This window comes from Paenibacillus sp. SAF-068 (assembly GCF_051967555.1).
Taxonomy (GTDB): domain Bacteria; phylum Bacillota; class Bacilli; order Paenibacillales; family Paenibacillaceae; genus Paenibacillus.
Genome location: NZ_JBQCJX010000001.1, coordinates 2,378,049 through 2,392,654, shown reverse-complemented (window position 1 = coordinate 2,392,654; position 14,606 = coordinate 2,378,049). Strand labels below are relative to the sequence as shown.

Sequence of the window (14,606 nt, the reverse complement as noted above, 5' to 3'; positions counted from 1 at the left end):
TTATTGCTAAGGCTTGCAATGTATTGTCAATATACAACTTAAATGGTCAGTTTACAAGCAAAGTTGGCTGAAAAGACGAGGATATATATGTGATCGCTACCTTGGTCTCCTTAAGGCAATTGTTCTTCACCTACGCTAACCCCGAAAAAACCTCTCTCAGTGGAGGAGGCTTTTTCGGGGTTAGGATTCAAATTAACCTTTAATAAGATTACAATCTTGTGAAACTCAGTAAACGGCTAAAGTGCCATCATAATTAATAACCTGGCCATTGTGATTTTCTCCATCCAAAATAAAGTTTACAATTAATTCCGCAGCTTGATCAGGTGTTTTTACAAAGTCTCCAGTCATGCGGCCGTTCAAATCGGTTGATACTGCACCCGGCATCACTGCTAAAATCTCTACAGGTATGTTCTCCTTCTCGAAGCTCATTCCCCAAGACTTGGTCATAACATTCAATGGAGCCTTGGAGGTGCTGTAAGCAAATGCATTGAAATAAGGTAACGGTTCGATGGGAATACTAATATTCTGAATCATGCCCTTATTGGCAATCAACAGGGGTAGCAGACCTTTTGAAAGCGCAAAAGGACCAAGAAAATTAACTTGATGTGTTGCCTGAAGATCCTTCACTGTACATTCCCAACCAACTTGATGCATATCTCCAGGAATGCCGGCATTGTTCACCAAGAGTGACAACTCAGGATGGTTCTGTGTAATCGTATTTACGGCTTGATCCACACTGTGCAAGTCAGCAACGTCCAGCAATATCAAATGTGCATTCCCATATGTCTTAAGGGCAGCTACTGCCGCTTCTCCTCGCTCTTGATCTCGTGCCCCAACCAAAACACGATAACCTGCTCCTAATAACCGTTTTGCAATCTCATATCCAATGCCTTTATTTGCGCCAGTAACCAGTGCTGTTTTTGTCATTTGTCATTCTCCTTTTTTCACGTGCGATTCATTAAAGTGTGAATACGTTCAATTAAAATGAATGTTACTATAATTCAATCTATTTTGTTCCGTTGTTTCCATTCCATCGTGTATTGGTCGCTCACACTCCCCTTTTCGAAATCAACTGTGGTGATAGACATCAATCAAAACTGTTGATACATCAACGTTGATATATCAACAGTTTATGATATAGTTACTTTTCTGGCAAGCTTTTTTTATGGATTACACTTGTGGTCAGGAATTTATCTTCGTTTATTAGATGAAGCCCCTCTGTAAATGGCGAAAAATCCCCTGAGAACAAACAAGATCAAGACCATCTCTACAGATGGCATTTTCTCTTGTGTACTCACAGGGGACAACGGCTTTTAGCGACTTTCAATCAGCGACTTATAATGTATTAAGCTCTTCTCATTACTTCCTTACAACAGGAATCCACATTTCACCATATACCAAACCGTTTTTCTGTCCCATTTCAACCGTTGCATTCGGACCGCCAACGTAGGCATAATCCTGTTCTACGGGGAGAGTTTGACCAAAGGCAATGCCAGTAAGCATATTACTGAGCATATCTGCCGTCTCTGCTTCGCCCTTCACAACAAGGTATTCTCCCTTGGGAAATTGGATCACTCTTGTTGCTTCTGGCAGAGTTTCTTCTGTCATGACGCCAGCATAATGCATCATCTTGTTATTGACTGCTTCGTTTACAGCAAAAATATAGTCATTAGTAGCTAAAGACTTTAATGTGTCCAGGCTTCCATCCTCTTTCACAGTGGACCAAAAATCCGCCTTCTCCTTGCTGATACCAGCATAGTCTGTGTAGTCGCTTTTAAGCTCTGTTCCAATACCTAATACGATAAAGCTGTCTTTTTCTTCAAAATGATAATTACTCATTGTGTACACCATCCTCTTACAATTTTCAATTTATTTGTGTTTTCACTTGATGGGTTTATAATAACCTTAAATCATGTCAGAATATGATACTGTTTAGGGGGCCCCATGAAAAAAGTTGAACGCATTAATGTTATCACGCGGTATATCAATAACCGTGCCCACTTTACCATCTCTGAAATCATGCGAGAATTTAACATTTCCCGTTCGACAGCCATTCGAGATATCAGAGAAATTGAAGCCATGGGAATGCCACTTGTTGCTGAAGTTGGGCGAGATGGCGGTTATTTTGTCATGAACAACTCCCTCCTGCCCACGGTTCGATTTACTGATAATGAACTTAAAGCGTTATTCATTGCCTTTATGGCGACAAGAAATCAACAACTTCCTTATCTGAAGAGTCGTCAATCTTTGGCTGAAAAACTACTGGGCCTCATCTCAGAGAATCAGCAAGATGACCTTGTGCATCTGAATCAAATATTGCTTTTTGAGGGGACCAATCCCCATAATCCGGACTTGCTGGATCTGTCAGACCTGCCCCACCCTACCTTGGAAAAACTCATCCAAATACTTCTTATCGAACGTTATATGTTAGTTACTGTCCAGGAAGAGACGAAAATAAAGTCCTATCCCATTGTTCTCTTACACCTTCATCATCAAAAGGGCCATTGGATCATTGAAGGTTATGACTTGGAGGAAGAAAAGAGACAAATTATATCTGTCGACAACCTCATCCACGTCGAAGCATACCCGGCAAAAAAAAGACCAAGTACAAAAAAGATGGTAGAACAACTAAAACGAAATACGGAGGAAGAGGTCATCAACCTTGTTCTGGAGCTTGGCCCAAAAGCAATTGCCCAATTCAAAAAGTACCATCCTATAACATTTTCAATTGCCTATATGAATCCGTACCAAACGACAGCCCTCCTAAAGGCATCTATGAATGTCCATAACTCAGATGAAGTAACCGAAATCACCAATTGGTTGCTTTTTCTGGGTGAAGATATCAAGGGTGAGCTAATTCCGGATGAAGTGCTGACTTCTCTTCAAGAGAGAATGAGCTTTTACCAAATGAAGAAGTGAGCATCAGTACAATAAACCAAAAAAAGTCGCTATTTGAGCGACTTATAATGGAATCCTATTTATTTTGTCTCACACCAATGCTTGGCAGGGTGTTCCTTCTATACTAAAAGTCAGCATTAGACTGGGCATGATTAGGTGTATGTTGCGTGATTTTTTTAACGAGTAGAAAATAAGTAACAATGGCAATGGCACTGGTCATTAATAAAGTAAGTCCTAACGGGACGGCAGTGTCCTCACCTGCGATCCCGACCAGAGGTGCAACGAGTGCACCCAGAAGAAACGGAACAACGCCGAGCAGTGCTGCTGCACTTCCGGCCATCTTGGCTTGACTCTCCATGGCCAGCGGGAATGCCGCAGTGGACGTAATGCCGATTGAGCAAACGAAGAAGAACAATGGAATGACCAAAGCGAAAAGTGGACCATGAACAAGGGTTACCACCAAAGCAGCAACACTTGCTATTAGAGCAAGCCATAGTCCCGATAATAGAAGCTTCTGCTCAGGGATCCGCTTGGCCAAACGACCCACGATTTGAGATCCGATGATCAAGCTGATGCCGTTCGAAGCAAATAATATAGCAAATACTGTGGGTGTGACACCATATATATTTTGGTAAATAAATGGTGTTCCTGCTACATAAGCAAATACCCCTGCCGTCATGATTCCCTGTGCGAGCATGTAGCCTACAAACGTGCGGTCACGCAGAAGCATTCTGTAATTGCCCAATTGCTGTTTGAAGTCGGGAACCATACGTCTTTCGGCTGGATGTGTTTCTTTTAAGCTCCACTTTGTCATGATCAATAAGAAAATCCCCAGGAATGAAAGCGAGATAAACACGCCAATCCATGTTGTGAAGGAAAGAATGCCACTTCCCGCAATCGGTGCTGCCAAAGGCCCCAAATTCCCTACAAGCAACAGCAAAGAGAAAAATTTAGTGAGCTCATGTCCACTATACAGATCTCTAGCTATCGCACGGGAAATGACAATTCCTGCTGATGCCGCAAATCCTTGCGTGAAACGAAACAATATCAATAGTCCGATATTCGGAGCAAACGCACATGCCAAGGAACAAATAATGTAGGCTGCCATGCAGATCAACAAAGGTCTGCGTCTACCGTATGCGTCACTCAAAGGACCCATAACGAGTTGTCCTACACCTAGTCCCAACAAACAAGCAGTAAGACTAAACTGTACAAGTGATGCCGTTGTATTCATATTTTGTGCAATCTCTGGAAAGGCCGGTAAATACATATCAATCGTAAATGGACCTAATGTCGAAAATAATCCGAGTAGTATTGCGAGTCCAAATACATTCCAATTCGTGCTCTTCGCCATGATAAATATAATCTCCAATTCCTCTTATAATTTTCAAGCCTAATCGGAGTATAAGACATAGAGTTAACTATAGGTCAAGCATTGAGCCTATTAAATTAAAAAAAGCCGCTTAATTAAGCGACTTTGAATGGAACACCACTAATTGGTGTAACACTGACTAAGGCGATTCGGATGAGTAGCTGGATTGTTCGTATTAAGCTCCGTGTGTTTTTCGACAAACACTAATGATCGAAGGAGATAAAGGAGTGAACGGTGTTTTATCCCAGTCTGAATATTGATTTTCAATAGAAAAGCCTTTGCTCGTCAATAAATCCTGAAGCACTTCATTATCGGTAAAGCGACATGCAATTCGTGAAATGGTTTTCTTTGATCCTCCCCAATCACGGAACGTGACCCAGTGCATGATCTGGTTACGTGTATCATATGTCTGTGTACCAGACACCTTGACTGTAACCCCATCTTTATCGATAAATTCTCCCCATGTGCTTTCCTCTTCATTGGATAGATCAGTCCCCAGAGGGTTTCGAGTTTCAAAAACAAACCATCCATTAGGCTCTAAGTGTTTGTTGACGGTCTCAAGTAATGCCCTCTGATCTTCATCACTTAAAAAAGCCTGAAATGCATTTCCTGTCAAATAAATCATGGAAAAACGCTTCTCGGAATCGAATGTACGGGCATCAGCTTCAATGAATTCAACAGGCAAACCTTGAGCTTTAACCCGGGCATAGTCAAGCATTGATGAAGAAATATCAACACCTGTTGTGTGTATCCCCGATTTGGATAAATGAATGGTAGTCAAGCCTGTACCACATGCAAGTTCCAAAACCTCGCCTGGATTCAATCTAGCCAATTCCAGATAAAAATTGTATTTATTGATCTCGCCGCCAAACTCAAGATCATAATTAATCGGGTCGAGATACTCTTCAAGATTATCGTGATCTATCAATATGGAATCATCCCTTCACTACAATGAAAATTTTTCTAAATCTTCATTTATTATACCAGTTATTTCTAAACATCTCATTACTGTACATACATGATAATATAATCTTGGATTTAAGTAGAGTATAGTAAGAATGTTAAAAATATAATCTAGGAGGCTGCTGCCATGTCACAAAAGATCTGGATTAACCTGCCGGTGAAAGACGTTGTGAAATCCACGACCTTTTTCAATGAGATTGGATTCCATGGGGAGAATGTTGGTAACGAGAGAGCCCAGTTTGTCATTGGTCAAACAATGATTCTGCTCTTTCCGGATGCATCGTTTGAGAAATTTACAGGTGCCAAAACGGCAGATACTTCCCATAGCGCAGAAGTTATCTTTTCCATTGGTGCTGACAGCAGAGAAGAAGTGGATGCTTTTATTCAAAAAGTAGAGTTCGCTGGAGGGACCATCTTTGGAAAGCCCGGTGAAACGGACGGCTGGATGTACGGAGCAGGATTCGCCGACCTGGACGGCCACCGCTGGAACCTGTTGTACATGGATGAGAGCAAAATGCCTAAACGGTAATAATAAAAAACGCCGATTGCCTATTTCAGTTGAAATGTGAGATAGAATGCTATCTGTACGTGAAATGACACCAATGTAAGTTTCAGCTCAATCGCGTTGATGTTATCTTTAAACTCCTTGATTAATTGAGAATCTGTTGGCCTGCATTGAGTTTCCGCAAACTGTTCATACTAAGAGCCGAATATATATAAGGGGAGACTTGATATGGATCTGCAAAGCGGCAAACTATATTGGCCAACAACAATGGTGAATCCTCCCTCCTATCCCAAACTTGAAGAGGACCTATCCTGCGACGTACTAATCATAGGGGCTGGCAGTTCAGGTGCCCAATGTGCAAATTTCCTAAGTGATCAGGGATTGTCCGTCGTTATCGTGGATAAGAGGAAAACTGGAGAAGGCAGTACCAGTACCAACACAGCTTTGATTCAATATGCGGGAGAAAAAAGTTTTGTATCGCTTAGTCACTCCTTTGGTGAAAAAGTGGCTGCTCGTCATCTTAAATTATGCGAAGAAGCCATTAATGAGATCGAGCGAGCATGTCAAATGCTTCCGATTGATCCCGATTTCACAAGACGTGATAGCCTGTATTTTGCAAGTAATCAAGCGGATGTATCCGCTCTGAAAGATGAGCATGCTCTTCTTCAGAAACATGGATTCAAAGTCGATCTGTGGGACAAACAGCATATAACCGAGGTGTACCCTTTTCAAAAAGAAGCAGCACTATACTATCATGATGATGCTGAGATGAATCCGTTAAAATATGTATACGGACTTTTGGAGAAAGTTAAGGTACAAGGAGCAATGATATTCGAGAATACGGAAATAATCGGTAAGCGATTCGAAAAGGATTACGCTATATTCTATACCAAAGAACGACGCGAGATCCGGGCAAAACACGTTATCATCGCAGCAGGTTATGAAGATGCGGACTTCAAAGTCGAGAGAAATGCTATACTCTCCAGCTCCTATGCAGTAATTACTAAACCCATTAATGATTTTTCAAGCTGGTATAAGAGGACATTGATATGGGAGACTGCTCGGCCATATGTGTACATGCGTACAACCGCAGACAATCGGGTGATCATCGGAGGAATGGATAAGAACACAGCATACGCTGAAACCAGAGACTCCAAAATACGTGCAAGCAAAAACAAACTAATTGAGGAATTTAGTAAGTTATTTCCGGACATCCAGGTCGAACCGGAATACTACTTGGGCGCATTTTATGGAGGAACACATGACGGATTACCTGTGATAGGTCAATACGAATCTTTTCCGCATTGTTATATCATTATGGCCTACGGAGATAACGGAACAGTATATAACAGTGTTTTAGCCAATATTGTATCGGAGAAGATACTCAAAGGAACAAGCCCGGATATGGAAATTTATTTTCAAAATAGACCCATTGTTTCCCAATGATTTTTAATCAATATAGTCTGAATCCATTTCAAGTTATCACAAAAAAGGACGATTTCCGAATGGGAATCGTCCTTAAGCATGAGCTGGTATACTTCTTTTTCCAGGTGGAGATTAATGGTCTGATGCCATTACCATTATTTATCCCTGATATTCCTTTATTGTTTAGCATTGATCACTTGTTCGATCCCGAGCAAAATCAGTTTCAAGCCGAACTCGAACGCTCCGTCCGTTCCCATCGCCTCAAACATACCATTCTTATACATCCTACTGAATAGTCCCGCTTCCTTTTCACTCATGGAGTCCAGAAGATGGATCATCTCTTCACCCTGAAGTTCCTCGTTGTCCTTAATAACAGCAGAGATATTACGCTGATGCTGGTAATTGTCCAGAACGAAATAAAACACATAGTTCACAAGCGTGAGTACGGCCTGTAGTTTTTGTTCTTGCTCCAGTGGCGTCGATTCCATGCAGAGCAGCATGCGGTTGGTGAACCGGATCATGTCCGGCTCGTGGGGTAGCGTCATCATCATGAGCTGTGTAGAGCACGGGTATCGGCTGAGCACACTCCGTATAGTTATCGCGAGCCCTTCCATCTGTTCCTTCCAGTCCCCTTCAGCGTGAAACTCGTCCAGAATAATTTTCGATATCTGGTTGGCTAGCCGCTGGTAAAGTGTCTGCTTGCTCTTGAAGTACCAGTATAGAGATGGTGCCTGAATTCCCAGCTTGTCTGCCAAACGTCTCATGCTGAATTTCTCAATGCCTTCTTCCCCCAAAAGCTCCCACGAAGTTTCCAAGATCTTATCTTCCGAAATCTGAGGTTGTTGTTTTTTCATCGCTATCCGCCCTTTAATCTAACAGTGTAAGTTTATGCTTTACAGGTCTATAAGTTCATGATAACATCTAACACTGTAAGGTTCAATCTAACGGTGTTAGATTAGATCGAAATTAATGATGAAAGTAGTGATTCACATGGATGCAGAGAATCTCCATTACTTTGAAAAAGCACCGATCGCCAAAGCTGTAGCTCACTTCGCTGTCCCAATGATGCTAGGGACGTCAATGAGTGTTATCTATTCCATCTTGAATGCCTATTTCCTTGGCACACTGGGTAACACAGCCATGCTAACCGCACTCGCACTGACATTGCCGTTATTCGCGGTTATTATGGCGCTAGGCAACTTAATTGGTATAGGTAGCGGTACATTCATTTCCCGTTTGATGGGTGAGAAAAAAGTTAATGATCTGAAGCACGTATCTTCATTTGCCTTTTACAGCAGTTTGGTTCTTGGACTTATTGTAATAGCTGTTGGCCTCCCTTTGATCGAGCCAATTGTTCAGAGTCTGGGGGCAACGCCGGACTCCTTCGGATTTACGAAAGAATATGTCACGATCATGCTTATCGGTTCTCCATTTGTCATTTTATTTTTCACGTTGGAGAATATTGTGCGCTCAGAAGGTTCAGCAATCACGTCAATGATCGGCATGATGCTCAGTGTTATTGTGAACATTATTCTTGATGCACTATTCATCTATGTCTTCCATTGGGGCGTGATCGGTGTTGCATCTGCAACGGTCATCTCCAACTTGGTTGCAAGTGCATTTTACGCTTTCCATATGAGTTATAAGAGTCCATTCTTAACCGTCTCCTTGAAATGGTTCAGGGTTACCAAGGATATTCTAAGCAATGTATTCAAAATCGGAATTCCTGTCTTTGTTATGAGTGTTTTCTTGGGTGCCATGTCGCTTATTCTTAACCTTTTTCTTGTCGAATATGGAGACCAAGCCATTGCAGGGTATGGGATTTCATCGCGTTTGTTGCAATTTCCTGAGTTTATTCTGATGGGTTTGTGCGAGGGAGTCGTGCCGTTGATTGCCTTCTCATTTACAGCGAACAAATTACGCATGAAACAAACGATTGGATTCACGATCAAAACTATTCTGGCCCTGGCTGTCCTGTTCGGGGTTATCGTCTATTTGATTTCTGACCACTTAATCGGTTTATTTACGACTGATCCACAATTAATTGAAATGGGTAGCTACATTCTCCATGTGACCTTCCTATCCTTGTTTATTACAGGAATGACTTCGTTGTTTATGGGGATATTCCAAGCAACTGCCCAAGGAACTGCCGCTTTTGTCATGTCGATCATTCAAGGAATTACGCTAATTCCTGTATTGTATATTGCTAATCAGATGAACGGTTTTCATGGAGTAATCTGGTCGCTTGTTATTGCGGATGCTGTCGCGTTCCTTGTAGGGGCCATCATGTTATATGTTTTGCGGACCAAATTACAGCCGGATCTGGCTCATTTGGCACAGTAGATAACATGCAACACACAAGAAGGCAGGATAAGGGTGCTCCCTGACCCTGCTCTCTTATTTCCAAATGACAATGATCTATCTAGCGACCAGGAGACCGTAACTCTAACTGTCACAAAGAAGAGTTGGTCAACAAATGTTCTATTTCGTCCATATAGCCATCCACTGTAATACTTCTCGGAGCAAACAGAAATCGAAGTGATTGTTTCCATGATGAGCCTGCAATAGATGTTGGTAGCATCGAATGTTCTGTATTAGAGAAGATTTTCACATGAAGCAACGAAGATGGCTGAATTCCTGAACGGTATGCTTGCTCTGTATCTGCAATATCCACATTCACATCATCTTCTCCAAGCAGAAGTAATACAGGGGTTTTGAAATAATGCAAGTCTGCGGTGGCATCAGAAGCATAATTTTTGCTTATGAAATTCCAGCGTTCCTTGGAGATCAGGTCATCCTTTCGAGCAATCTTGGTGTACTCTTCATAGGTGCCATGTTTTTTTAAAATCGCTTTAATCTGATTTTCATAGTCGACCTGATGCTGAATCTCCACAAGGGAATGACCATCCTTCGCCATTTGGCTGCGTGTGTTGAATTCGCCCTGTTCCAACCAGTTTATCGCTGGCGATACCAAAATACTGAAGGCAAGATGTTCTTTGCCAGCAAGCTTAGGAATTACCCAGCCTGCTTGGCTGGCACCCCATACGCCTATTTTGGAATCATCAATGATGGATTGTTCTTTCGCCCATGCAATAGCTTGCTGTGCTTCCACTACACGATCATCCATGCTTTGATCTAGCCAGTTCCCCTCTGATCCCCCGATTCCTCGTTCATCTAGCGACAAGGATGCATACCCGATCGATGCCAGTCGCTCCCACAACGGCTTGTATCCCTCACCATGAGTAGAGTCTATTGGACCGTCTCCGTGAATGAACAGTACTAAACCGAGCTTGCCTGAATGGTGTTTGGGTACTGTAAGCGTACCTGTTAACTTGCCGTGTGGTGATGGAATTTCTATGGATTGTTCAACCATATCAAAATCATTCTGATCGACTATGTACAGCCCTGCACCAACGATCAATAAGAGTGCCGAAATAATCATGATGTATCGTTTTTTCCATCTAAACACAAGAATCTCCTTTGTAAATCATGTAATGCCATTGCTCTTCGCCTAAAAGAAGACCAGTAAGAAAGCTGTTCGTATTAAACTGCTTCCGAAATTGATAGCGTTCATATAACTGGATTGCCTGAGAATTCTGACTTGCCACATGCAAGCTAAGAAATGAGAATAGTTGGGATTCCAACATATATTTCTGTGCCCATTGGAGCAACTGTGTACCAATTCCCTTGCCTTGGTGCTGAGGATGTACAACCAGATCTTCCACATAACATTCGTTTAACTTGGGAGTATGCTTCAGCAGATGCAGACCAGTTATGAACAGAAGCCGTTTCCCGTTACTGATTCTATTGCATTTGCTCCACCAATGGGAGTTGGCATGAACTGTTTTTACTGCTACTCTGTTACTTTTTTCCATCCATTTCAAGCTCATGGTACCAACAATATCTTCATTTTGGCGGGCAATGACTCGAAGGGTATTTTGTTGCATGGGCGGATGATTGAGCATCTGTTCAAAAACGTACGCGAGTTCATACATCGACAATGAAGTAATCTTTTGAAATTTGTGTCCAAAACCGTATGCCATGAGCTCAGCAACAGCTTGATGAAACTGGGGACGAACGGGTTTGATCTGAATGGAAGTTATCACTTGGCCCCCCTAATCGTTCATTTTTAATAATAGCTCGTAATAAAGCTTCTCCGGTGTAAATAAAGATAAATAAGATTTCTCTACCATAATAAGCGGACCGTGATACGGATAACCCTGATGTTCTGCGTAGGCATAAAATTCGTTGATATGGTCTTTGAGTTCAGTTTCAATCTGTACAAACACATGACGAGAAAGATACTTCCCTCCAGGCAGAACCAAATCGTTTGCTCCCTCTTTTGGAGTATAAACTCCTACAGTGTCCGTCTCATCGTATGCATAATGAATATCGGTTTCAAACAAATGAGGAATGTTTTCGTTCTGTTGAGTCAGTAGCCTTGCGTGCAAGGACCCTTTCGCTTCCATATGGAACCAAAGTGATAAGTAAATCTCCTCACGGGTAACAATATCATAAGTCACTTGATTCTCATCCGGGATATGCTCATTCTCATGTAACAATTTGCTGATAAGGTTCTTTGTGTGCTGAAGCTGAATTATGGCTGCATCCGTGTCATCCAGCGCTTGTTGAAATAATGATTTGATTTGATCGGATGTCAGGTTACTCAAAGATTGCTTGATCATTGGAACAGACAGTCCCATTTTACGAAGCAACAAAATATGGGATAGACGATAAATTTCATCAAGCCCATACATCCTATATTGGTTTTCTGCTATATAAGCAGGGTTCAATACCCCTTTTTCTTCAAAGTAACGAATCTGATGGATAGAGACTTTCATCAGATTCGCCAACTCGCTAATCGTAATTTCATCACCCAATTTTTTCACCGCCTTTGTTGTTTTTCATATTACAAGCATAAACCTTAGGGCTGACCTAAGGTCAATGTTTTATTTTAAAGTTATCATATGATCATAACATCGTCCCCTTTAAGGACCGTTGGCATAAATTAGCATCATAAGAAACATGGGTCTTGGAGGGACAAACAATGAATGAAATGTATAGAAATGTTCAATCGAAGGACTTCAACCCTAATAAGCCCGGTTTTTATAAAGACATCCATGAATGGATCGCTTCCGTTACCCCAGGCGACGATGAAAGAATTGCCCTTTTTGATCTTGGCGGTGCTGCTGAATTTAAGATTCCGAAAACTCTTGAAGCGGAAATTCACCGTTATTTAATGCCATATACCCTTCATCCCGAAGGCGGATATGTCGCATTTATATCCAATGGCCGTGTATGGGGAACATCAGGTGCTATTCTCACATCCGACGAAAAACTGATCTTCGACCTTTCCCCTGAATACGATGGACAACAACACCGAATGATGACAGTGGATGAACACCCCGCTTTGCAACGGGAAAAGGCTCATAACCATCAACATCTCCATGGAACTGCAGCTGTTTTGACTTTTTGTGGGAGTCACAATTATTTTCATTGGTTATATGATGTTCTGCCACGCCTGGGTATGCTTCAGATGGTAAATGTTGCTTATGAATCCCTGGTCATGAATCCGAATCCGCATGCACCTTTTGTGGAAGAAACGTTACTAATGTTTGGTGTATCGGAATCTAACGTCATTCGCACTAGAGATGATCTGGAGATTCAGGCCGATCGATTGGTCGTGCCTTCCCTAATGATGAATTCCCATTATCCCCCTTGCGCTACAGCTATCCTCCGGAAGTTTATGTTACCCAGTCGCGACACAACACTCCATTCTCCTGTTCGCATTTTCATATCACGGAACAAAGCCTATGCCCGACGAATAGTTAATGAGGAGGATGTCATCCGGCATTTACAGAGGTACGGTTTTATTCCTATCTGCCTGGAAGATTGGACCATAGCCCAACAAATTCAAATTTTCGCCTCAGCAAAGGCAATCGTTTCACCACATGGAGCCGGACTGGCCAATCTTGCTTTTTGCAGTAAAGGAACCCTTGTTGTCGAAATTTTTCATGTCCGCCATGTAGTACCTACTTATTGGATGATCAGCAACCATAACGAACTTGATTATTATATGATGTATGGACAAGAAGACGGGACAACACAGGAACGTTTTCCGGGATTGGAGGATTTCTCCGTGGATTTGGATCGGCTGGAACAAACTCTTAGTTTGGTTGGACTGAATGAACATCGATAAGGTGATATATCAAAGGTAAAGGATACCTCAGATCTGTGATTAACTTCTTGATCCATCTGATAACCAAAAAACCACGGTACCCATTTCGGTACCGCAGTTCGATGATCAATCTTTATTGGAGTTGTTTCATGTAAGATTTGAATTCCTCGGCGATTTCTTTGAATTTCGTATGATGCAGGTAATGTGAACCTTCCATCGGAATCATTTTGCCCAGTGCAGATTGTTTCACTTGCTCTTCATGCAGCGGAATCCACTGTGGATTGTGCTCGTTATTGGATTGAACGAATAGAAGCATTGGCATATCACGAGGGTAAGTGAGGTTTTCTCCATTTTTGAAATTGGAACCCAAGTGCTCAAGCTCATCGATCATTGTCGGATTTGTAGAGACTTGATTCGAGATCAGCCTCATCTGTTCTTTGGTATGTTCGTCGTATGCAAGTGATGCATCTGAATCACCGCTCACTTTTGAAATTACTCTCATCAGACCTGATTGTTTAAGAAATTTCATTAAGTTCAAAGGTAATTTAACATCCATGCCAGGTTGATTTGGAACACTGCTATCGATCCCGACAAAAGCGGAAACTTCATCCGGATACGTGTTCACATAAGTCGCTGCGTATAGCCCTGTGATGGAATGCCCCATCAATATATAACGGTCAATTCCGAGCTGCTGTACAGCTTCATGAATTTCGCTGACAATATTCTCGGTTGTTCTCTCCGTCTCGGTTTGGTCGCTTAAACCATAACCGAAAGGTTCGATTGCCACAACTCTGTAATCCGAGGTTAATTCATCAATTAACAATTTGAAATCGAGTACTGGCGACGGGGTTCCTTGTCCAGGCAACAGCACAATGGTTTGTTCACCACTGCCTTGAATGGACACATTCATATTTTTCCCATCTACATTAACATATTGGCCATACGATTCAATTTTCTTTTTCTCAATTCCGTTACTGATTGTATGAACGACAAAGGTGATACCCATAAACAGCACCAGCGCGCCGATAATACCACCAATTATTTTCAACCATAATTTCCGTTTTTTACGGCCCTTAGTCCCCGTTACTGTTGTATCTTCTGTTTTGTCCACGTCCATCTTCTCCTGTCTTTATATCTGTAGAGCCGCTCTTGCGACTTAGGTATAGTGTAACAATGGAAGATGTACCCTTCGTGACGGGAATATGAACGGAGTATGAACTACAAAAAAAGAGAACTGCTCTATAGAGCAGTTCTCTTTATGATTA

The 14,606-nt window shown here is 41.9% G+C and carries 14 protein-coding genes; 5 read left to right on the top strand and 9 right to left on the bottom strand.

Features of this window, described 5'->3' with window-relative positions; genetic code table 11:
• Window positions 1–225 precede the first annotated feature (225 nt).
• Entirely contained in the window at window positions 226–927 is a 702-nt protein-coding gene (locus ACTHPG_RS10395) for an SDR family NAD(P)-dependent oxidoreductase (RefSeq protein ID WP_440389135.1), read from the bottom strand.
• 432 nt (window positions 928–1,359) lie between these two features.
• A complete protein-coding gene (locus tag ACTHPG_RS10390; protein WP_440389134.1) occupies window positions 1,360–1,839 on the bottom strand; it encodes a GyrI-like domain-containing protein in 480 nt (159 codons plus the stop codon).
• A gap of 105 nt (window positions 1,840–1,944) precedes the next feature.
• Here ACTHPG_RS10390 and ACTHPG_RS10385 point away from each other — a divergent pair, with 105 nt between their 5' ends.
• A complete protein-coding gene (locus tag ACTHPG_RS10385) occupies window positions 1,945–2,919 on the top strand; it encodes a helix-turn-helix transcriptional regulator (protein ID WP_440389133.1) in 975 nt (324 codons plus the stop codon).
• A gap of 103 nt (window positions 2,920–3,022) precedes the next feature.
• On the opposite strand, the gene ACTHPG_RS10380 is transcribed toward ACTHPG_RS10385, so the two are convergent.
• Together ACTHPG_RS10380 and ACTHPG_RS10375 are read right to left on the bottom strand one after the other, a co-directional pair.
• Window positions 3,023–4,252 (bottom strand): multidrug effflux MFS transporter, encoded by a 1,230-nt coding sequence (locus tag ACTHPG_RS10380; RefSeq protein WP_440389131.1) that lies wholly within the window; start codon window positions 4,250–4,252, stop codon window positions 3,023–3,025.
• 193 nt (window positions 4,253–4,445) lie between these two features.
• Complete coding sequence (locus ACTHPG_RS10375; RefSeq protein WP_440389130.1) at window positions 4,446–5,198, bottom strand: class I SAM-dependent DNA methyltransferase; 753 nt, start codon at window positions 5,196–5,198, stop codon at window positions 4,446–4,448.
• A 162-nt stretch (window positions 5,199–5,360) separates the two neighbouring features.
• On the opposite strand from ACTHPG_RS10375, the gene ACTHPG_RS10370 reads away from it, so the two are divergent.
• Together ACTHPG_RS10370 and ACTHPG_RS10365 are read left to right on the top strand one after the other, a co-directional pair.
• Window positions 5,361–5,762 (top strand): VOC family protein, encoded by a 402-nt coding sequence (locus ACTHPG_RS10370; protein ID WP_440389129.1) that lies wholly within the window; start codon window positions 5,361–5,363, stop codon window positions 5,760–5,762.
• Between the two features lie 204 nt (window positions 5,763–5,966).
• Entirely contained in the window at window positions 5,967–7,184 is a 1,218-nt protein-coding gene (locus ACTHPG_RS10365; RefSeq protein ID WP_440389128.1) for an NAD(P)/FAD-dependent oxidoreductase, read from the top strand.
• A 155-nt stretch (window positions 7,185–7,339) separates the two neighbouring features.
• Here ACTHPG_RS10365 and ACTHPG_RS10360 read toward each other — a convergent pair whose 3' ends face one another.
• Window positions 7,340–8,017, bottom strand: a complete 678-nt coding sequence (locus ACTHPG_RS10360) for a TetR/AcrR family transcriptional regulator C-terminal domain-containing protein (RefSeq protein ID WP_440389126.1) — start codon at window positions 8,015–8,017, stop codon at window positions 7,340–7,342.
• A 136-nt stretch (window positions 8,018–8,153) separates the two neighbouring features.
• Here ACTHPG_RS10360 and ACTHPG_RS10355 point away from each other — a divergent pair, with 136 nt between their 5' ends.
• On the top strand, window positions 8,154–9,506 hold the full coding sequence (locus ACTHPG_RS10355) for an MATE family efflux transporter (protein ID WP_440390215.1): 1,353 nt from the start codon (window positions 8,154–8,156) through the stop codon (window positions 9,504–9,506).
• Between the two features lie 109 nt (window positions 9,507–9,615).
• Here the strand turns inward: ACTHPG_RS10355 and ACTHPG_RS10350 are convergent, their stop codons facing one another.
• From ACTHPG_RS10350 to ACTHPG_RS10340, 3 genes are read right to left on the bottom strand one after another with little or no spacing between them, the layout of a single operon-like run.
• Window positions 9,616–10,605, bottom strand: coding sequence for an alpha/beta hydrolase family protein (locus tag ACTHPG_RS10350; RefSeq protein WP_440390213.1), 990 nt, complete (start codon window positions 10,603–10,605; stop codon window positions 9,616–9,618).
• Window positions 10,606–10,624: 19 nt separating this feature from the next.
• Window positions 10,625–11,269 (bottom strand): GNAT family N-acetyltransferase, encoded by a 645-nt coding sequence (locus tag ACTHPG_RS10345; protein WP_440389125.1) that lies wholly within the window; start codon window positions 11,267–11,269, stop codon window positions 10,625–10,627.
• A gap of 9 nt (window positions 11,270–11,278) precedes the next feature.
• A complete protein-coding gene (locus ACTHPG_RS10340; protein ID WP_440389123.1) occupies window positions 11,279–12,043 on the bottom strand; it encodes a MerR family transcriptional regulator in 765 nt (254 codons plus the stop codon).
• A 167-nt stretch (window positions 12,044–12,210) separates the two neighbouring features.
• Here ACTHPG_RS10340 and ACTHPG_RS10335 point away from each other — a divergent pair, with 167 nt between their 5' ends.
• On the top strand, window positions 12,211–13,362 hold the full coding sequence (locus ACTHPG_RS10335; RefSeq protein WP_440389121.1) for a glycosyltransferase family 61 protein: 1,152 nt from the start codon (window positions 12,211–12,213) through the stop codon (window positions 13,360–13,362).
• Between the two features lie 112 nt (window positions 13,363–13,474).
• On the opposite strand, the gene ACTHPG_RS10330 is transcribed toward ACTHPG_RS10335, so the two are convergent.
• On the bottom strand, window positions 13,475–14,458 hold the full coding sequence (locus ACTHPG_RS10330; RefSeq protein WP_440389120.1) for an alpha/beta fold hydrolase: 984 nt from the start codon (window positions 14,456–14,458) through the stop codon (window positions 13,475–13,477).
• Between the last annotated feature and the right edge of the window lie 148 nt (window positions 14,459–14,606).

What these genes read in the sequence shown, in the direction of transcription:
- ACTHPG_RS10395 (WP_440389135.1), bottom strand. Translation starts at nt 927, where the DNA reads ATGACAAAAACAGCACTGGTTACTGGCGCAAATAAAGGCATTGGATAT.
- ACTHPG_RS10330 (WP_440389120.1), bottom strand. Translation starts at nt 14,458, where the DNA reads ATGGACGTGGACAAAACAGAAGATACAACAGTAACGGGGACTAAGGGC.
- ACTHPG_RS10365 (WP_440389128.1), top strand. Translation starts at nt 5,967, where the DNA reads ATGGATCTGCAAAGCGGCAAACTATATTGGCCAACAACAATGGTGAAT.
- ACTHPG_RS10370 (WP_440389129.1), top strand. Translation starts at nt 5,361, where the DNA reads ATGTCACAAAAGATCTGGATTAACCTGCCGGTGAAAGACGTTGTGAAA.
- ACTHPG_RS10385 (WP_440389133.1), top strand. Translation starts at nt 1,945, where the DNA reads ATGAAAAAAGTTGAACGCATTAATGTTATCACGCGGTATATCAATAAC.
- ACTHPG_RS10350 (WP_440390213.1), bottom strand. Translation starts at nt 10,605, where the DNA reads ATGATTATTTCGGCACTCTTATTGATCGTTGGTGCAGGGCTGTACATA.
- ACTHPG_RS10360 (WP_440389126.1), bottom strand. Translation starts at nt 8,017, where the DNA reads ATGAAAAAACAACAACCTCAGATTTCGGAAGATAAGATCTTGGAAACT.
- ACTHPG_RS10380 (WP_440389131.1), bottom strand. Translation starts at nt 4,252, where the DNA reads ATGGCGAAGAGCACGAATTGGAATGTATTTGGACTCGCAATACTACTC.
- ACTHPG_RS10355 (WP_440390215.1), top strand. Translation starts at nt 8,154, where the DNA reads ATGGATGCAGAGAATCTCCATTACTTTGAAAAAGCACCGATCGCCAAA.
- ACTHPG_RS10390 (WP_440389134.1), bottom strand. Translation starts at nt 1,839, where the DNA reads ATGAGTAATTATCATTTTGAAGAAAAAGACAGCTTTATCGTATTAGGT.
- ACTHPG_RS10335 (WP_440389121.1), top strand. Translation starts at nt 12,211, where the DNA reads ATGAATGAAATGTATAGAAATGTTCAATCGAAGGACTTCAACCCTAAT.